General features: G+C 59.5%; 12 protein-coding genes. 8 read left to right on the top strand and 4 right to left on the bottom strand.

Translation table 11 applies throughout. The features are described 5' to 3' along the window. The first annotated feature begins 4 nt into the window (after window positions 1-4). The 3 genes from M1E16_RS14685 (at window position 5) to M1E16_RS14675 (ending at window position 4,965) form a co-directional block, all read left to right on the top strand. Entirely contained in the window at window positions 5-2,167 is a 2,163-nt protein-coding gene (locus tag M1E16_RS14685; RefSeq protein WP_458127674.1) for a type I secretion system permease/ATPase, read from the top strand. Window positions 2,168-2,356: 189 nt separating this feature from the next. Next, window positions 2,357-3,595, top strand: coding sequence for an HlyD family type I secretion periplasmic adaptor subunit (locus M1E16_RS14680; protein ID WP_458127673.1), 1,239 nt, complete (start codon window positions 2,357-2,359; stop codon window positions 3,593-3,595). Beyond that, on the top strand, window positions 3,595-4,965 hold the full coding sequence (locus M1E16_RS14675) for a TolC family outer membrane protein (protein WP_458127672.1): 1,371 nt from the start codon (window positions 3,595-3,597) through the stop codon (window positions 4,963-4,965). The genes M1E16_RS14680 and M1E16_RS14675 overlap by 1 nt, the downstream gene beginning before the upstream one ends. Window positions 4,966-5,190: 225 nt before the next feature. Here M1E16_RS14675 and M1E16_RS14670 read toward each other — a convergent pair whose 3' ends face one another. Further along, on the bottom strand, window positions 5,191-6,459 hold the full coding sequence (locus tag M1E16_RS14670) for a tyrosine-type recombinase/integrase (protein WP_458127671.1): 1,269 nt from the start codon (window positions 6,457-6,459) through the stop codon (window positions 5,191-5,193). Window positions 6,460-6,612: 153 nt separating this feature from the next. Continuing rightward, window positions 6,613-7,527, bottom strand: a complete 915-nt coding sequence (locus M1E16_RS14665; RefSeq protein ID WP_305500794.1) for a LysR family transcriptional regulator — start codon at window positions 7,525-7,527, stop codon at window positions 6,613-6,615. Window positions 7,528-7,784: 257 nt separating this feature from the next. On the opposite strand from M1E16_RS14665, the gene M1E16_RS14660 reads away from it, so the two are divergent. The 5 genes from M1E16_RS14660 to M1E16_RS14640 all read left to right on the top strand — a co-directional run bounded on the left by M1E16_RS14660 (window position 7,785) and on the right by M1E16_RS14640 (window position 16,873). After that, window positions 7,785-8,810 (top strand): zinc-dependent alcohol dehydrogenase family protein, encoded by a 1,026-nt coding sequence (locus tag M1E16_RS14660; RefSeq protein WP_305500796.1) that lies wholly within the window; start codon window positions 7,785-7,787, stop codon window positions 8,808-8,810. Between the two features lie 677 nt (window positions 8,811-9,487). After that, the gene (locus tag M1E16_RS14655) at window positions 9,488-10,972 is read left to right on the top strand and encodes a hypothetical protein (protein ID WP_458127670.1); all 1,485 of its coding nucleotides are present in this window, start codon (window positions 9,488-9,490) and stop codon (window positions 10,970-10,972) included. 75 nt (window positions 10,973-11,047) lie between these two features. Continuing rightward, window positions 11,048-12,445, top strand: coding sequence for a GntR family transcriptional regulator (locus M1E16_RS14650; RefSeq protein WP_458127669.1), 1,398 nt, complete (start codon window positions 11,048-11,050; stop codon window positions 12,443-12,445). A gap of 92 nt (window positions 12,446-12,537) precedes the next feature. Next, the gene (pgm, locus tag M1E16_RS14645) at window positions 12,538-14,184 is read left to right on the top strand and encodes a phosphoglucomutase (alpha-D-glucose-1,6-bisphosphate-dependent) (RefSeq protein WP_458127668.1); all 1,647 of its coding nucleotides are present in this window, start codon (window positions 12,538-12,540) and stop codon (window positions 14,182-14,184) included. A gap of 220 nt (window positions 14,185-14,404) precedes the next feature. Continuing rightward, window positions 14,405-16,873: a UvrD-helicase domain-containing protein gene (locus M1E16_RS14640; protein WP_458127667.1), complete on the top strand. Its 2,469-nt coding sequence runs from the start codon at window positions 14,405-14,407 to the stop codon at window positions 16,871-16,873. A 214-nt stretch (window positions 16,874-17,087) separates the two neighbouring features. On the opposite strand, the gene M1E16_RS14635 is transcribed toward M1E16_RS14640, so the two are convergent. Next, complete coding sequence (locus M1E16_RS14635; RefSeq protein ID WP_003201764.1) at window positions 17,088-17,366, bottom strand: DUF1652 domain-containing protein; 279 nt, start codon at window positions 17,364-17,366, stop codon at window positions 17,088-17,090. Between the two features lie 209 nt (window positions 17,367-17,575). Continuing rightward, window positions 17,576-19,018: an MFS transporter gene (locus tag M1E16_RS14630; RefSeq protein WP_458127666.1), complete on the bottom strand. Its 1,443-nt coding sequence runs from the start codon at window positions 19,016-19,018 to the stop codon at window positions 17,576-17,578. Window positions 19,019-19,147: the final 129 nt, after the last annotated feature.

Genomic DNA, 19,147 nt, shown 5'->3' with positions numbered 1-19,147 from the left:
TCCCATGAAGTACATCGACGAACAGCCAGGCGGCGCGGGTGCGGCACCTGCGCAGGAGCGTCCTGTGGTGGACACTGGATTGCTCTGTTTGGCGATGCTCGCCCGTTACCATCAAGTGGCGGTCGATGTCGACCAGTTGGCACATGAATTTCGGACTGAGAACCAACTGTTCGGCATGACAGAGATACTCCTGGCAGCGAAGAAGCTCGACCTGCGCGCCAGAAGGACAAGGACCCGGGTCGAGCGTTTGGCGACCACACCGTTACCAGCGATGGGCTGTGACCGAGAGGGCAATTTTTTCATCCTGGCACGGCATGACACCGACAAAGTGCTGATCCAGGATCCTCGGCAACCAGGCCCCAGTGAATTGAGCCTGGATGAGTTGCAACAACGCTGGGCAGGCGAATTGATCCTGATTGCTTCGCGCGCCTCCATCGCCGGCGACCTGGCGAAGTTCGACTTCAGTTGGTTCATTCCCGCCGTCGTCAAGTATCGTCGGTTGCTGCTGGAAGTGTTTGTCGTGTCCTTCGTTCTTCAGCTCTTTGCGCTGGTCACGCCATTGTTCTTTCAGGTGGTAATGGACAAGGTGTTGGTGCACCGCAGTTTCACGACATTGGATGTGATCGCGGTCGGATTGCTGGCAGTCGTGACCTTTGAAGTGGTGCTCAACGCGCTTCGCAGTTATGTGTTTGCCCACACCTCCAGCCGCATCGATGTGGAACTGGGTGCCAGGTTGTTCCGCCACCTGTTGAATCTGCCGCTGGCTTACTTTCGCGCCCGTCAGGTGGGCGACTCCGTGGCGCGGGTGCGTGAGCTGGAGAACATCCGATCGTTCCTGACCGGCAACGCCATCACGGTGGTACTGGATTTGTTTTTCTCCATTGTGTTCCTGGCCGTCATGACCTACTACAGCGTCTGGCTGACGCTGATCGTGGTGGTCTCGCTGCCCTGTTATTTCCTCTTGTCCGTGGGTTTTACCCCGGCCCTGCGAGCGCGGTTGAACGAGAAATTTAACCGAGGTGCACAGAACCAGTCATTTCTGGTGGAGACCATCAGCGGTGTGGAGACACTCAAGGCCAGCGCCGTTGAACCGCAGTGGATACGCAAGTGGGACAACCAGTTGGCCGCTTACGTCAAAGCCGGGTTTCGTACCACCACCATCAGTACCGTCGCCAACGGCGGTGTGACGCTAATCAGCAAGCTGGTTACCGTAGGTACCATGTGGCTAGGGGCGCGGCTGGTGATCGATGGGCAGTTGACTGTCGGCCAACTGATTGCCTTCAACATGCTTTCCGGAAACGTAGCTGGCCCGGTGATGCGACTGGCGCAACTATGGGCGGACTTCCAGCAGGTGGGTATTTCGATGCAACGGCTGGGAGATATTTTGAATACCCGTACCGAAGTGCATACCCCCAGGCCGGCATTACCGCCTGTGCGTGGCACGATCGAGTTCGACAAGGTCGAGTTTCGTTACCGGCCAGGTGCACAGCCTGCGTTACGAGGTGTGAGCCTGGCTATCAAGGCCGGGGAAACGGTAGGGATCGTTGGTCGCTCCGGTTCGGGCAAGAGCACCCTGACCAAGCTGGTGCAGCGCTTGTATCAGCCAGAACAAGGTCGCGTTCTGGTTGATGGCGTGGATATCTCCACCATTGACGCTAGTTCGTTGCGCCGCCAGATCGGCGTAGTGCTCCAGGAGAACGTTCTGTTCAGCCGCAGCATTCGCGAGAATATCGCCCTCAACGATCCCGGCACGCCATTGCAGCAGGTCATCGCAGCGGCCCAGTTGGCCGGAGCCCACGAATTTATCGCCGAGTTGCCCGAGGGTTACGACACGATGGTCGGCGAACAGGGTTCAACGCTATCGGGCGGTCAGCGTCAACGCATTGCTATTGCGCGGGCGCTGCTTTCCAACCCCCGCATATTGATCTTCGACGAAGCCACCAGTGCGCTGGACTATGAGTCCGAGCGCATCATCCAGCAGAACATGCGCCAGATCAGCCAAGGCCGGACTGTGCTGGTGATTGCCCATCGATTGTCCGCGGTGAAGGATGCTCATCGCATCGTTGTCATGGAACGCGGCGATATTGTCGAGCAAGGCACGCATGCCGAACTTATCCAGAGAGAACAGGGGCATTACGCGGCCCTGCATCGCATGCAACAGGGGTAGTGCATGGCTTGGGGACAGACTTTCAGCGCTTGGGGCGATTTGTACAAGCGCTATGCCAGCGTGTGGGCGGCCGCTTGGCGCGAGCGCAAATCCTGGGAGCGCAAGCGGCATTCTGCTGACGAGGCAGAGTTTCTGCCAGCGGCTTTGTCGTTGCAGCAGAAGGCGGTATCACCAGCGCCCAGGGTGGCAATGTGGTTGCTGATAACTTTTGCGGTGTTGGCGGTGTTGTGGTCGGTCTTCGGTCGTGTGGATATTGTGGCGACCGCCCAAGGCAAGATCATTCCCAGCGAAGGTACGCAGGTGGTTCAGCCCATCGGTACGGCGACCGTTAAAGCCATCCATGTTCGCGAAGGGCAGTTCGTGCGGGCAGGGGATTTGCTGATTGAACTCGACAGCACCATCACCGGGGCCGAACAGCAACGCCTCGTCAACGAGTTGCAAACCTGGACTCTGCAGGTCGCACGCGCCGAAGCCATGCTCGCGGCGATCAACGCAAAACGCAAACCCGTGTTGGCGCAGACCAATGTCGACCCTCGGGCATCGGCGGATATGCAGCGCCTGGTAGAAGCGGAGTTCTCGGCAATGCAAGCCAAGCAGTTCGGCATCGATGCTGAATTGGCGCGCCGTCAGGCCGAGCATCGCTCGACTCTGGCCTTGGTGAGTAAGCTGGAGAAAACCTCACCTATCGTTCGCCAGCGTGCCGAGGCCATGAAAGATTTGGCTGGCGAGCAATACGTGGCGCGCAATACCTATCTGGAACGAGAGCGCGAAAGTATTGAGCAGGAATCGGACCTGGCGGTACAGCGCAGTCGCTTGAAGGAAATCGAAGCCTCTATTGCGGAAGTCAGGCAACAGCGAGAGACCCTTTGGGCTGATGCCCGGCACGCCAGCCTCGAACGTTTGAACGAAGGCAGTCAGCATATTTCCTTGTTGGAGCAGGACTTGGTCAAGGCTCGGCAGTCCGAGCACCTGACTCGGCTGACCGCGCCAGTGTCCGGCACTGTCCAGCAGTTGGCCGTGCGAACGTTAGGAGGTGTGGTAACAGAGGCCCAGCCGCTGATGCTGGTGGTGCCTGAAGAAAAGGTCCTGGAAATCGAGGCTTTTCTAGAGAACAAAGACGTCGGCTTCGTGCTGCCTGGGCAGGAAGCCGAGGTCAAGATCGAGACGTTTCCCTACACCAAGTACGGCATTGTTCCGGGCACCGTGACCTCGGTCTCCAGCGACGCGATAAATGACGAAAAACGCGGCCTTATCTACTCCATGCGAATCGCCATGGCGCGCTCCAGCATTACCGTCAAAGGCGCCGACATTCGTTTAACGCCGGGTATGGCCGTAACTGCCGAGATCAAGACGGGCCGGCGTCGGGTGATCGAGTATTTCCTCGATCCCCTGATGCAGTACGGCAGTGAAAGTATTCGGGAGCGTTGATGACTGACAGGATAAGCGTTAGCGGCGGATGGTGTTGGACGGTTCTGGTGCTTGCAATGTTTTGCCTCGAAAGTCAGGCAAGTAACCATGCCACAGGCCTGATGGAGGTCTATGGGCTGGCCCTTGAGTACGATCCCACTTACCACGCCGCGATGAAGGAGCGCGATGCGGGTCTTGGTGAGCGAGCGATCGGCCGCGCTGCGTTGCTGCCGAAGCTGTCGCTCCAATACCAGAGCGGCCGTAATGAATCCGAAGTCACCCAGCCTGGTTTTTTTGGCTCAACCACGACCGACCGCAGCTATCGCAGTTACTCGTCCTCGTTGACGCTCGAACAACCGATTATCGATTATGAAGCGATCTCGCGTTACTACCGAGGGGTGGCTCAGGCGCACCATGCCGACGCCCGCTTTCGCAGTCGCAGCCAGGAACTCGCAGTACGCGTTACCCAGGCCTACACCGAGGCACTGTATGCCAATGATCAGATCGAACTGGCTCAGGCCCAGAAGCGTGCCTTTGCTGAGCAGATGAAGCTCAATGGACGGCGTTTGCAGGTGGGTGAAGGCACTCGTACCGATATGCTGGAGACCCAGGCCCGTTACGATCTGGCGCAGGCCCAAGAAATCGAGGCACAAGATAATGCCGATGCCGCGATAAGAAGTCTGATCGCGATGATCGGGCAACCCCTAAGTGCCCAGGACCTCGCGCCACTGGCCGAGACGTTCGAAGTGCTGCCGTTGGAGCCCAATAGTTTTGAGGCCTGGCGTGACATTGCATTGCTCAACAATCCAGAGCTAGCCTCGTTACGCTACGCATTGGATGCCGCAGACGAGCAGATCGAGCAAGCGCGTGCCGGCCACCTGCCAAAGATCAGTCTTTATGCGACAGCGGGGCGCCAGAAATCGAGCACGGAGTCCACTTATGATCAGCGCTACGCCACTAATAGTGCGGGCATTCAGGTCAGTGTGCCGATTTTTGCCGGCGGTGGTGTATCGGCGGCCGTGGGACAAGCCATCGGCAATAGTGGCCGCCTACGCTATGAGAATGATGCCAAGCTCAATGAGGTGATGAATGATTTGCGCAAGCAGCTCAACCTGTACAACAGCAGCTTCGCCAAAATGCGAGCGTTTCAGCTTGCCGTAAACTCGGCTCAGGAATTGACCGTGGCGATGAAAAAAAGCGTGGCGGGCGGGGAGCGCGTCAATTCCGATATTCTGGATGCCGAGCAGCGATACTACGATGCGCTACGCAATCTGGCCCAGGCGCGCTATGCCTACCTGACATCGTGGCTGAAAGTGCGTTTCCTGGCCGGCAGGCTGTCGGATGTGGACATAAGCAGTCTGGCGCTGTGTTTTGAGAAAGGTCCACGCTAGAACTATTTAGTCGCCACTAATGTCAGGCAGGTGGTTCGGCGCTGGGACTTGGTGGTCGTCCGCGGAATCACCTCCGTCTTGGCCCTTGATACACTCCAAAAACAAGTCCAGAATTAAGTCTTTTCCTGCTTCGGTAAGGAAATAAACCTCTTAAATTTCAATGAGTCGGACGCCAGATACGAGTCTCGTTTCCCACTCCATCTCCTAATTCCTTGCGCTGCCTCCTCAATCTGAGGTCACGTGCGCAGCGTTTTGCCGCAACTGGTCTAAGTAGTTCGCCCATTGTTGAGCCGCCTCCCGGCGTTGCACTAGTAATTGCGCGCGGGCATACACAGCCCCCAACGCACCTGGCATCCGGTGGGATAAGGACAGTTCGAGCACGATTGGATCGATACCTAAGTGCTCATGGGCAATGGTCCGGTAGGTGGCGCGAAAGCCGTGGGCAGTGATGTTGTACTCCGGCCAGATACGCTGAAAGGACTTGAGCATGGAGGTCGGGTTTATGGGACGTCCCGGATAGACCGGCGAGACGAACACCCAGCCTTTGCCTTCTTCATCCACCACGCGGGTTTTATGTAGCTCGCGTAACTGAACCAAGGCTTGCTCAGGCAACGGCACGATGTGCTTGCTCTTATCCAGATGCTTGGTCTTGCTCACCACATAACGCCAATCGGCGCCCACCAAGTCGACATCTTCCCAGCGCATCCGCACCAGTTCGCCTGGGCGGACCGGCAACATGACTAGCAGACGCATTGCGGCGGCAACGCTGCCGTCGTTGCAGTCATCCAGACGCAGGAGAAACCTGCCTAGGTCGCCTGGCCTTTCGATCGCTGGGTTGCTGGTCACGACATGGCGGATCTTCAACTCCTCAATGTTGCTGAGCGCCACATTGCGTTCCACCCATCCGCGCCCCTCGGCAAAACCCAGAACGGCACGGATGATGGTACGCACGCGCCGGGCCATGGCCATGGTGCGCTGACGTCGCAACTCCGTAATGATTGTGGTGATGTGCTCCAGCTTGATCTCGCCGACCGGTTTTTTACCAATCACGGGCAAAATGTGGTTGTTCAGCGCTCCGTTAAACCCCGCGATGGATTTGGTTACCAGCTCGGCAGACTTGAACGTCATCCATTGCTTGGCTACGTATTCGAAGGTGCGCACCTCGTTGAGCAGGTGCGCTTCGATCTTGGCGGTCTTGGCCTTTAGCGGTGCGGTTTGGTTAGCCACGTCGCGGCGTGCGCCGCGGGCGATGTCGCGCGCCTCCTTGAGACCAATGTCGGGGTAAGCGCCGATGGAGAAGCGGTTTTCCTTGCCATGCAGCCGATATTTCAATCGCCACACCTTGGAAGGGGATTTGCCGACCTTGCTCGACGCCCTGACCTCCAAGTAGAGGCCAGGGACTTCGCCATCGGCGTGTTTGCCAGATTCGGTCAGGGAGCGGATCAAGGCATCGCTGAGTTTTCGTTTGAAAACGATCGCATTATCTGGGGGCATCGGTGGGGGCATCCTTTTCAAGGAACCGAAATTTGCCCCCAATTATGCCCCCATGAGTCGTGGAAGCCATTGGATTTAGACAGGCGGCAATGGACTGCAATTACCAATAACCTATTGTTATAAAACAGTTTTATGGAATTCACTGGAACTCCATTAAAGGCTATCGGGGTCACCGAAGAACATCTGAATCCGCGATCTCAACCAGCGTTCGCCCGGGTCGTTGTCCTGGGAGCCGCGCCAGGCCATGTGCAGTTCGAAGCTGCGCACCGGGATCGGTGGGTCTTCAGCGCGCACGCCGCCGGCGGCGGTCAGTGCTTCGGCGGTGTAGTCGGGCACGGTGGCGATGATGTCGGTGCCCGACAGCAGCGTGCTCAGGCCGTTGAACTGCGGTACGGCCAATACCACGTGGCGCTTGCGGTCGAGTTTTTCCAGCTCTTCATCAATGAACCCGCTCAAGTCGCCGGCAAAGGACACCAATGCATGGGGGCGGGCGCAGAATTCGTCCAGCGTCAGACGTCCCGGTGCGGTGTCGGCGCGCAGCACTTTCGGCGAGCTGCGCCGCAAGACCTTGCGCTTGGCGTTGGCCGGCAGGTCGTCGGTGTAGCTGACGCCGATGGAGATTTCGCCAGAGGCCAGCAAGCCCGGCATCAGGATGTAATTGACCCGGCGCACCACCAGCACGATGCCTGGCGCTTCGGCCCGCAGGCGCTTGAGCAGCATCGGCAGCAGGGCGAACTCGGCGTCGTCCGACAGGCCGATGCGAAAGACCGAGGTGCTGGTGGCAGGATCGAATTCCGCCGCCCGGCTGACCGCCGTGGAAATCGAATCCAGGGCCGGAGAGAGCAGGGCGAAGATTTCCACCGCCCGCGCGGTGGGCTCCATGCTGCGCCCGGTGCGCACGAACAGCGGATCGTCGAACAGGCTGCGCAGGCGCGACAGCGCGGCGCTGATGGCCGGTTGGCCGAGGAACAATTTCTCGGCGGCGCGGGTCACACTGCGCTCATGCATCAATGTTTCGAACACGATCAACAGGTTCAGGTCGACACGACGCAGGTCATTACGATTCATCTGGGGTCCTGGCAGATTCGGCAAGCTTGACGTGGGCGGCCATATGGGAACAATGGCCGGCATGAATCTTACGGGGAAAGGCTGGTACTCTGCACCGGCTAATTGCATTTTTCAGGGCTGGGTCCTACAGGGCCGGTTCAGTTTTCTTGCTGCGGAATCAATGACAGGCATGTCGACTATTAATAGCCACTGATGGTCTTGGCTACAAAGCCCGGATAGAGTTCATGGCATTAGAGGTTACTTTGACGAGGTTTGCGATGTCCCGCACGATCCGTTTTCACAAGTTTGGTGGTGCCGAGGTGCTCAAATGCGAAGAGCATGCGGCGGCTCTTCCTGCGCCAGGAGAAGTGCAGGTCCGCGTCGAAGCGATCGGCATCAGTTGGTACGACACCCTGTGGCGCCAGAACCTGGCATCGTCCCAGGCGCGCCTGCCTTCAGGCCTGGGCCATGAAATGGCCGGCGTGGTGACAGCCGTCGGCGACGGGGTCGATGACTTGGCCGTGGGCGACAAAGTCGCCAGCTTCCCCGCCGAGAGCCCGAACGATTATCCGGTGTACGGTGAGGTCATCGTCCTGCCGCGCACCGCTTTGACCCGCTATCCCGACGTGCTCAGCCCGATCGAGGCCGCGGTCCATTACACGCCGCTGCTGATCGCCTATTTCGCCTACATGGACCTGGCAAGGGTCAAGCCCGGGCAGTTTGCGCTGGTGACCGATGCCAGCCATTGCGCCGGTCCTTCCTTCGTGCAACTTGGCAAGGCGTTGGGCGTGCGGGTGATCGCCGCCACCAAGACGGCTGAAGAGCGTGAATACCTGCTGTCGCTGGGCGCCGAAAAAGTCATCGTCACCGAAGAGCAGGACTTGTTGATGCAAATCAACAAGCTCACCGACAGCCGTGGCGTCGATGTGGTGTTCGACGGCTTGGGCGGGCCACAGATGTCGCTGCTTGGCGATGTCCTGGCGCCCCGTGGCAGCCTGGTGCTGTATGGCTTGCAGGGCGGCAACCAGACACCGTTTCCAGCCTGCGCGGCGTTCCAGAAGAACATCCAGTTCTTTGTCCACTGCATCGGCAATTTCACCGGCAAGCCGGAGCTGGGCATTCTCCAGGACCAGGTCGCGTTGCAACGGGCGTTGCGTGATATCAACCAATTGACCGCCGACCGTGTCCTGTTGCCCCTCAAGACTCGGGTGTTCCCGTTCTCCGAGTTCGTCGAGGCCCATCGGTACATGGGCGAATGTCCTTGCCGTGAACGCGTTGCCCTCCAGGTAGTCGACCCCGCCTGATTTCCCCCCTTGCGCAAGAGTCATCGTTTCGACTCTTGCGCTGTTTTCGGCCGCCCTGGCCAGCCTTCTTGACCGTTCTGTGTGTCTGTCCTTCAGCAGGCCTGCGCATGGCTGCGCACGAATCAACGACGCCGTTTACTCCCGGCTGTCGAAAGGCGGCATCTTGCAAAAAGCAACTGAACTGGTTTTTGCCGCCAATCTGTATCTTTTAATCATTACTCAAGTCTTGATAATTGAATACTGACTTTCGAACTCAAGGAGGAATTGCTGCGCAGCACTCGTTTGCGCGGCCGTCTGCTGTTTCTTGTTCCTATTTAAAGTGTCCGGGGTGTTGTTTGCTCTGGGTCGCCTGCTGCCTTGAAGAAGATTATCTTGGCAAGAGGTAAAGCGTCGCTCGGCATATTCCTTGTTTTCTGTCTCCATTGTCTGTGGGACGCTGTAAGAAATCTCCTAGGACGGTTTGATAGGTGGGCGAAGACCAATGAATACGGGTGTTTTTGGCGAAAAGAGAAAAGCGGGGGGCACGATCCATACATGTGTAGATTAATTACATCGCGCGAAAGCAAAGTGTATCGTCAATACTCTTAATAAATGGCAAAGGCATTCACCCGACTGGCGCGTCGAGCAATCAACGTGCTGTGGGTGCGACGTCGATAAACGGATTTTAGGTAAAAGTTATGAGTGCAATTCATCAGCAGGCAATGACTTACGTATATCAACAGGTATTGCAACGCTTGTTGGAATTTTATTCCCGTGCGGAACGGACCGCACTGCAGCTTCTGGTCCAGCGATTGATCGTCGCCGCTGGCGGTATTGAACGAATCGGCACCTATCGGGTGCTGGTGGCCCAGAATGGCAGTCGGGAGGGCTTCTATGCGCTGACGGCCCTGCGCGCCGCGCAGTTGAGCATTGCTGGCCGGCATCCGACGACTTTCGACCTGCGCGTCGCCACGCCACGCCTGGGCGAGATGACCCAGGCCACCCTGGAGAATATCCACTGTTGCTACAGCGCTCTGTTTCTCTACGACGATCCACGGGTAGAGCTGCTGATGGCGGACAATCGAGAGGTGGTGCCGTTTGATCGCTCCAAGCCGTTATCGGCGCAAGGGCGCGAGGCCAATCGCACTGACATGCTGATGCTTGGGCACCTGCGTTCCTCCGACAGCCTCCTGGGCGTGGGCGACGAAGGCTACCTGGCGATGGCGGAGTTCTACAAGAACATGGCTCGCTGGGATGCGGGCGTGGATTCATGGGTCAGTTGCGACACGCCACGCCAGCAAAAGCAGTTCCTGTCCGGGTTGCGCCGGGCGACCCGCAAGATCGGTCTGGTGTTTGAGCCCGTGGGTGGATTCGACGGCCTGTTTGCCCAACTCGATTTCCTGGGCAGTGACCTGTTCCGGCGTTTTTATGGCCAGGAGCACCTGGGTGTCTGGCAACCCGAAGGGCGGCTGGAGGCCTGCCGGCAAGTCGGGCACATCCGTATTGATGATCTGATCACCGAGCGGCTGGAAGAAAGCAACTGGGCGTTGTTCAGCGAATTCCTCGGCGTCAGCTCCGATGAGCTGGTTGCGCCATCGCTTGAGCATGAATACCTGAGTCCGTACCTCTCGGCCCACCTATGTGGCTTGCAGGCCTGTCATCAGCAGGAACGCGGCTATGCGGCTGGCTACACCGATTACGTGCAACGCATGATCATGGTCATGCACCGCAAGCGTATGCCGGAGCCCGTCTGCCAGCAGGTCCAGGGGCTGTTGGGTTCACCGGCGGAGATTCCCGAGCGTCGAACCGTGATCGCCTTGGAAACGGAAAAAAATCTGAATCTGAACGAAACGCAACTGGTCTGCATGCTGTTTGCGCCCTTCGTTGAAAAGGGCGCCGGCCTGGAGCATTTCCTGCGGTGCTGTCATCCCGGCATGCTGGTGGGCATGCCCGATCTGCACAGGGCGTTGCGGGGCGGCCCGGTCACCGATCAGGTGGCGCATTGGATGGTCGATGTCAGTGGCCTGCCCGTTGCGATGCTGTGCAAGTTGTACCGGGCCCGAATCACCACGCCGGAGCCGGAGATCATCCGGGCGGACCCGCAAACGGCCATGGAGCGCGCTGATACGGACCAGGGCGGGCAGGGCGCCGATGATTCCGGCGAACGTGCAGCGCGGCGCTGAGGGACGGGGTTTGACGTATTCTGTCGTGATCACCCAGGCCTGGTTGGTGAAGGTTCGGTCCGGTGGGCCGGTCTCATGAAGGGCCACCGTGAAACAGACTTCACCTACCAGGCGGTTTATCGGTACCTGACGAACCTGATCAATGAGCTGGGCGCTGATGCTCGGGTGCGTCTGCCATCATTGCGGCAGTTGGCCGAGCGCCTCAATGTCTCCATATCCACCATCCAGTACGCTTATTCCCTGCTGGAAAAGGAAGGGCGGGTCTATTCGATTGCCAAGTCCGGATACTACGCATTGCCGATGGTCAGCGTGTCCACTCTTGGCGATGGCGATGATTTGCTGGAGACCCTGTACGTCAACGCGCGTCGCCCAGGCATGCTGGTGCTCAGCGGTGATGAACCGGCTTCGTTGCAGCCGCTCGACAGTCCGCTTCTGTTGCTTGAACGCGAGCTCCTGCGCCAGTACCCGCGCGCTTCACAACATCCCCTGCAGCCCTGGGGAGAGCAGGAGTTGCGTACCGCACTGGCGGCACGCTACACCTCTTCACCGTCGCGATGCTGGAGTGCCGATGACGTCTATATCGGCGCTGACTTGCGCGGCGTTCTGGAAATCCTGATAGCGGTGCTGGCACTCAAGGGCAACACGGTGCTCGTGGAGTCGCCCTGCGAATGGACCGTCCTGCGCTTGTTGCAAGCGGCCGATATCCGCGTCATCGAGCTGCCCTTGCTGGCCGAGGGGGAAATCGATATTGAACAGTTGGAGCGGTTGCTGGCGAATGAAACGGTATGCCTGATGGTGGTGTCTTCGGTGTTGAGCATGCCCAGGAGCAGATTGAAAAGTGCAGCCGACCGGCGAGCACTGGCGCGTCTGCTGGAACAGTGCGGCACGTGGGTACTGGAGAACGACAGCCATACGGAGTTGGTATTCGAGCCCGGCGCGTTGCCTTTTCGAGAGTGGCTCGACCCGGACCGGCTGATCGTGTATTCCACCTTCGAGACAACCATAGGGCCCGAGGCGCCCTACGGTTATGTGCTGTCGCGCCAGCTGACGCTGATGTTGCAGCGTCATTTCCTGTTGCGCGCATTTCGTCTTTCGCCGATTCGCCAGAAAGCGATTGCGCGTTTATACAACAATGGCCGGATCGACCAGCATCTACTGGTATTGCGACGCCTGCTACGCGAAAGCGCCGCGTCGGCGACGCAACTGTTGCGCGAGCGAGTCGGAGACTGCCTGCAATGGGAGGAGCCCGAGGGCGGCGCAACAATCTGGGTACGCTCTTCACGCCAGGTCGATCTGCGGCGGGTTTTCCAACGGCTGCTCGCCCGGCGAATCGTCATCGCGCCGGGAGAGCTGTTCAGCACCCAAGGACGATATGACCAGCATTTTCGGTTGGCTCATGCTCTCGACGGCGTGGGCGGCCGGGAAGCGGCCTTCAGCGCACTGGCCGAGGCCTTGAGGCTCGAACAATCCTGATCGCGGGGCGATGGATCGAACCCGTCGCGTGATGGTCGAACTGTCAGTAAACTGCCTTCATTTTTCCGAGCCACTCCATTCCGAGGTTTTGCATGACAGTCAGTCCATTTGCGGGCAAGCCGGCGCCGGCAGAGTTGTTGATCGATATCCCGCGACTGGTGACGGCGTATTACACCGGCCGGCCCGACGCCTCGATTGCGACCCAGCGCGTCGCGTTCGGCACTTCCGGGCACCGTGGCAGTTCGTTCGATCTGGAGTTCAACGAATGGCATGTACTGGCCATCAGTCAGGCGATCTGCCTGTACCGTGAAGCCCAGGGCATCGACGGACCGCTGTTTGTCGGTATCGACACTCATGCACTGTCGACTCCGGCGGGAGCCAGTGCGTTGGAAGTGCTGGCCGCCAATGGCGTGACCGTGATGATCGCCGAGGGTGACGAGTACACCCCGACGCCAGCGATTTCCCACGCCATCCTGTGCTACAACCGTGGCCGTACCACTGGGCTGGCTGACGGCATCGTCATTACGCCGTCGCACAATCCGCCGCAAAGTGGCGGCTACAAATACAACCCCACCAATGGCGGTCCGGCCGATACCCATATCACCAAATGGATTGAAGCCAAGGCCAACGAGCTGTTGGCCAACCAGTTGGTTGGCGTCAAGCGCATCAGCTACGAACAGGCGCTCAAGGCCGACACCACTCACCGTCACGATTACCTCAATACCTACGTGGCAGACCTCGGCAACGTCATCGATTTCGATGCGATCCGTGGTGCAGGGCTGCGCCTGGGCGTAGACCCGCTGGGCGGCGCTGGCGTGCGCTACTGGCCCGCCATCGCCGAGCACTATCGACTGGACCTGGAAGTGGTCAACACCCAGGTGGATTCCACCTTCCGCTTCATGACGGTCGATTGGGATGGGCAGATCCGCATGGACCCATCCTCCAGCCACGCCATGCAAGGGTTGATCGGTTTGAAGGAGCGCTTCGACGTGGCCTTCGCCTGCGACCCGGACCATGACCGCCACGGCATCGTGACGCCGAGTGGCGGCTTGCTGGCGCCGAACAATTACCTGGCGGTCTCCATCGATTACCTGTTCCAGAATCGGCCGCAATGGCGTGCCGATGCGGCGGTCGGCAAGACCGTGGTCAGCAGCGGCTTGATCGACCGCGTGGCCAAGCGCCTGGGCCGCCGCCTCTATGAGGTGCCGGTGGGCTTCAAGTGGTTCGCCGACGGCCTGTTCGATGGTTCCCTTGGCTTTGGCGGTGAAGAAAGCGCCGGTGCCTCGTTCCTGCGCAAGGATGGCGGCGTATGGAGCACCGACAAGGATGGGCTGATCCCGGCCTTGTTGGCCGCTGAGATGACGGCTCGCACCGGTCGCGACCCAAGCCAGGCCTATCGCGCCCTGACGGACGAGCTGGGCGAGCCGTTCTCGGTACGTGTCGATGCCAAGGCCAGCCCGCAGCAGAAAGCGCTGCTGAGCAAGCTGTCGCCGGATCAGGTCCAGTCCACTGAACTGGCGGGCGAAACGATCCAGAGCATCCTCAGCCACGCCCCGGGTAACGACCAGGCCATCGGCGGCCTGAAAGTCATGACCGAAAATGGCTGGTTTGCCGCGCGTCCGTCCGGCACCGAGGACATCTACAAGATCTACGCCGAAAGCTTTATTGGCGACGAGCACCTGAAACAGCTGGTGGTCGAGGCCCAGGCGCTCGTGGATGGCGCAATTTCCGGGCAGTGATCGCGTCCTTTTCGCGAGCAGGCTCGCTCCCACAGATAATCTGACTGTGGGAGCGAGCCTGCTCGCGAAGGGGCCAGCCCTCTGAAATGCCGCAATGCCAACCTGCCATATCACTTTCATTTCATCGTCTAAATAGCTGACAGCAAAGCTTTTGGCTGGAATCCGGCTGCAAATCCAGACACCATAGCCCTCATGGTTCTGAACACCGGAGTCCTTCAGCGTGTCGCAACACACTCCCGATCTTCCTCCCGAACTCCTGCCACTGGCCCAGATGCCCTGGCTCAAGCGCCTGGCTGCGCGATTTTTTGGTCATGGCCTGACGCGCCTGCGCGCCCAGCATCGGGCGTCCTGGTTGCATGGCCAAGCCGATGGCTTTCGTAGCGGGCACACCGCGGGTTTTGATTATGGTTTCAAGGAAGGCAAAGCCGAAGGCCTGGAAGAGGGGCGTCAGGTCCTGCTGATCAGGGATTCGCGCAGCACCGAGCATCCGGGGCCTAAAGTCGACGATCTGTTGTTCGATGACTGGCGCCTGCCGCTTACCGCCGAACTGAAGAAGCGCATCAAGGCCGATGTCGCGCGCCTGCTACCGGCGCATGCGCAACCCAGCAGTGCGCAGTGGAAGATGATTTTCAGCGATACCCCGGCGACGTCGGTCGTCGCGGGAGCAGGCGCAGGCAAGTCCACAACGCTGGTACTGCGCATCGTGCTGCTCTGTCATTACTTGGGGTTCGAGCTGGATTCGATGACCGTGGTCACGTTTACTCGCGAATCGCGCAAGGATTTCATGCAGAAGCTCATCGACATGTTTGCGCTTTGGGGGCATGCGATCAGCCTGGCGCAGGCACGCGAGCTGGTGCGCACGTTCCACTCACGAATCCTGCCCATGGTGCGCAGCCTGCCTGGATTCGAACGGCTCCAGGCCTTCGAGGCGCTGAGCCTTCGCGCCGGGCCAAGTGACGATGGCGCCTTGGCCAGCCCATTCGACTTGCGCATCAACGAGGTCCAGCGCCAGCACCTCAACGCCTGTTATCACAGCCTCTACAAGCGTGACGAGCGTTTCCGCGAGCTGATCAAGCCGCTTTCCCGGCACGCCTTGCAGCTCAAGACGCTGGAGCGCGATCACCCGGATGTGCAGAAGCGGATAGCCGTGACTGAACTGGCGGCCCAGCGCGACGAAGCACTGTGCGACGCGATCGAGGATCTCTGGTTCAAGGCGGGCGCCTGGCCAATCAAGGGGATCGAGCCGAAACGCCAGGCCTTCGAAGTCAATGGTTCCAGGTTTCATTGCCACGGTTACGTTCCGTCGCTGGACGCTTGGGTAATGCTGGGTTTCGATCCACGTGAAGATTCTCAGCTCAGCCGGCCCGGCGCCAAGCTGAGCCTGCGCGCGGAATGGGCTGTAAAGCGGACCCTGTTTCAAGCTTTCTGCCGTAAACCTTTGATATGGCTAGATAGTTATGAGGAATCCAGGCGCGTATTGGCCTCGTTGGCCGGGGATGCCAGTGCCGGTCCGGGGTTCGATTACAAGGTCAAGGGAGAGCTGGGCTCCGCCCCTTTGCTGGACTGTTTTGTCGCAGCGGCAGGGTTCATCGAGAATCTCGGCCTGGATGTCCCTGATGCCGTGGGCCAGATGAGTTTCTCCCATGACGATCCCGATCGGTATTTCTTTGAAGCGTTGAGCCGCTTCTGGCGCGCTTTCGAGGATCATCTGCTCGACCAGTCGCCGCCGGTCATGACCTACAACCGCATGTTTGCGCTGTTCAGCGAGCATTCAGAGGAAAACCTCAAGCTGCTCGATGACGCGCTGTTGCGACCGATGGCCCACTTGATGATCGACGAGTTCCAGGATGTGTCGCCGCAGATCGTCTCCTGGATCCGAGCGAGCCTGCGCGAAGTGCGCAGGCGCGGTGCCGCCCTGCATGTGGGGCGCGCCGCCCAGCGTTCTTCGCTGTTGTGCGTGGGTGATGACTGGCAATCGATCTATGGCTGGCGCGGCAGTTCGCCAAGTTTCTTCATGGCCTTCAACAAGCAATTCCCGTCCCCGGCCAGCACGCGGGTGATGCTCACCGAAAACTACCGCAGCCATCAATACATCATCGACGCCGCCGAGCATGTCGTGCGCGCGGCGGCGGCCATGCCTGGCAAAAAAGCCAAGGCCAGCGGCGTGTCACGAACGCCAAGTCCGGTCAATGTGCTGGATCGAGATGACGAAGGGTTGGCGCGGCGGCTTGACGAGCATTACCGGAAGGGTGATTCGATCTTGATGCTGTATCGAAAAAGTAGCGATAAGTCACTGTTGGAAAAGCATATTCAGCCAATAGTTAATGTTGATTCTAGCTTGCCGGTGCCAATGAGGCGCTTCAGGCAAATGACTTATCACAGCGCGAAAGGCCTTGAGGCGGATGCGGTATTCCTGCTGGGTGACTGCCAGCATCTGACCAGTTCGCCGTACAAGAACCAGGTCTACCGGATGGCCGGGCTGGGCCAGGACGGCGACACCGAACCGTACGACACGGCGCAAAAAGATGAGATTCTGCGCTTGGCATACGTGGGGATCACGCGGGCGGTGCAGCATTGCTACTGGTATGTGGACGGCCAGGACAGTCAAGCCGCCAACGCGCCCAGAGCCTCGGACCGTGTCGCGGCGGGCAAGCCATTCTTTGTCGATCATCGCCGTGCGCGCGGCTGATACGTGTCACAGTCAATAATCACAAAAAAGCCCGTGGCGAGGGAGCTTGCTCCCGCTCGGCTGCGAAGCAGTCGTAAACCTACGCGTGCGGTGTGCCTGATACTCCGCATTGGCAGGTTTGGGGCCGCTTTGCAGCCCAGCGGGAGCAAGCTCCCTCGCCACGGGTTTGTCGATTGCCTTGAATGAACCGCATCAGTGAATGTGGGCTTTTTGTTCAGGAAGCGAATCGTCGCAAGCCAACCGGCGGTACGAAGGCTTCAAGCTCGGCTTCCACCGCTTCGATGATCCGCTCCACATCGGGCGCGTTCATCACGGTGGCGCAGGGAATGCCTGCAATCGCGATCATGGTTTCGCCGCTGGCACGGTCGAACAACCGCGCAACCATGCTGCCCGGCGCATCCATGCTGGCCTCGAAGCCCATGGGATGGAAATGCCAGCGCATCAATTGGCAGGCGTTGGGGAACGTAACCTTGCTGAAAGATCCTTTATTCATCTGTAGCCCGCCTTCTTCATCAAGCGCTTCCGTTTGCTCATGTCAGGAAGGAAGAGCCATCATGGCCCTACCAGTGAGAATTAAAATAGCACCGGAAAATGAAGCTGATGTGGATTTTTTCAGTCCGTTTGGCGATTGGTTCAGTTTTTTTGATCTGGATCATGACTTAACCGGGAATGTTCAGAATGCCATCATCGGTTGCGTGAAGTTTATTGCCGTTGGGACGACGGCTCTGGATCGCGGTATTTCAGCGCTATCAGCAGTGCCAGGCCCGCTATTGCGAGGGCAATGGCGAAGGTGACGTGCAAGCCGTGGGCCGCAGTTTCGGGTGTTGTAGCGCCGATACCGTTCGTCGGCAAAGCGCTGGCGAAGACTGCACCTAGCACTGATGCGCCAGTAAGGAATCCCAGGTTGCGCGACAAGTTGAGCAAGCCGGCAATGGCCCCCCGCTGATGAGCGGGGAGCTCGGCCATGACCGATGTATTGTTGGCCGTCTGGAACATCGCATAGCCAAGTGTCGTGACTACAATGGCCGCGGCATAACCGGCTATGCCCAAGGCGGGAGGAACCAGCGACAGCAGCAGACAGCCGAACATCAGGGTCGTCAGCCCGACAAGACGCAAGAGGCGCACGCCGAAACGGTCCGTCAGCCGCCCGGCGGGCATGCCGGCGAGGGCGGCGACACACGGCCCTGCCGCCAACACCAGGCCCACCGTTGTCGGAGGCAACCCGAGGGCGATGGCGAGATAGAACGGGCCGACCAGCAGGGTCGCCATCATGATCGCGGCGACCAGCGCGCTTGCAGCCAGGCTCGAGACGAGCAGGCGGTCGCGAAACATCGGCAGCGGGATCAGTGGCGACGCGAGTCGTTTCAGCGTCCGGACGAACCATCCGCCGCTCAGGACCGCCGCCAGCAACAGGCCGAAATTCAGTGCGCCAAAGCTCCCACGTCCGAGTGTCATGGCCAGGGCATAAGCGCCCAGTGTGAAAGCCAGCAGGAGCGTGCCCAGCCCATCGAAACCCACGCGCCCGGTCTTTTGCGCCGGATATCCGGCAGGCAAAAAACGCCAGGCCAGCAACAGCGTCAGTAACCCGAGAGGAATGTTGACCAGAAACAACGCCTGCCAGCCGAATCCGCTGATCAATACGCCGCCAAGGGACGGCCCGAGGGCGGTGCCGACCGCTGACAGCGTGGCGAGCAGGCCCATGGCGCTGCCGGTCCTGGCTTTGTCGACCGTTTCGCCGACGAGGGCCAGGGTCAACGTCATCATGATGGCCGCGCCCACGCCTTGCAGAGCCCTGGCAGCGATCAGCAGCCACAACGACGGCGCCAGGCCACACAGGGCCGAAGCCAGCGTGAACAGCGCGATGCCCGCCAGCAGCAGCTTGCGGCGCCCGATCAGGTCGCCCAAGCGTCCGAGGCTGACGATCAGCGTGGTGATCGCCAGCAGATAGGCGAGGACCACCCACTGGACCAGTTGGAAAGACGCATCGAATGCCTGGGCCAGCACCGGCAAGCCGACGCTGGCGACGCTGGCGCCCAGGGATGCGAGCAGCGTTGCCAGTGCAAGGCTGGCCAGGGCCCCATGTGCCCTGCGCTGCGGTGGATTGTCGGCATTTGTTGACAGGTGATCTGCAGTAACGGGTTTCATCGTGTCCTCTCTGTCTGCGGCTCCTTCGGCGCAGCTGTCAGAACGGTACGCCGAGGCATAACATGGCGGAAGACGCAGCAGTTGCATGTTATAGCTGCACACAACGCCACCTGTGATCGAGTCCCGTCA

This window comes from Pseudomonas sp. Z2-11 (assembly GCF_054161305.1).
This window is presented reverse-complemented; position numbering and strand designations above follow the sequence as displayed.

Coding starts and splice junctions, on each gene's coding strand:
- M1E16_RS14685 (WP_458127674.1), top strand. CDS start 5: ATGAAGTACATCGACGAACAGCCAGGCGGCGCGGGTGCGGCACCTGCG.
- M1E16_RS14670 (WP_458127671.1), bottom strand. CDS start 6,459: ATGCCCCCAGATAATGCGATCGTTTTCAAACGAAAACTCAGCGATGCC.
- M1E16_RS14635 (WP_003201764.1), bottom strand. CDS start 17,366: ATGAATAAAGGATCTTTCAGCAAGGTTACGTTCCCCAACGCCTGCCAA.
- M1E16_RS14665 (WP_305500794.1), bottom strand. CDS start 7,527: ATGAATCGTAATGACCTGCGTCGTGTCGACCTGAACCTGTTGATCGTG.
- M1E16_RS14650 (WP_458127669.1), top strand. CDS start 11,048: ATGAAGGGCCACCGTGAAACAGACTTCACCTACCAGGCGGTTTATCGG.
- pgm (WP_458127668.1), top strand. CDS start 12,538: ATGACAGTCAGTCCATTTGCGGGCAAGCCGGCGCCGGCAGAGTTGTTG.
- M1E16_RS14675 (WP_458127672.1), top strand. CDS start 3,595: ATGACTGACAGGATAAGCGTTAGCGGCGGATGGTGTTGGACGGTTCTG.
- M1E16_RS14630 (WP_458127666.1), bottom strand. CDS start 19,018: ATGAAACCCGTTACTGCAGATCACCTGTCAACAAATGCCGACAATCCA.
- M1E16_RS14655 (WP_458127670.1), top strand. CDS start 9,488: ATGAGTGCAATTCATCAGCAGGCAATGACTTACGTATATCAACAGGTA.
- M1E16_RS14660 (WP_305500796.1), top strand. CDS start 7,785: ATGTCCCGCACGATCCGTTTTCACAAGTTTGGTGGTGCCGAGGTGCTC.
- M1E16_RS14680 (WP_458127673.1), top strand. CDS start 2,357: ATGTGGTTGCTGATAACTTTTGCGGTGTTGGCGGTGTTGTGGTCGGTC.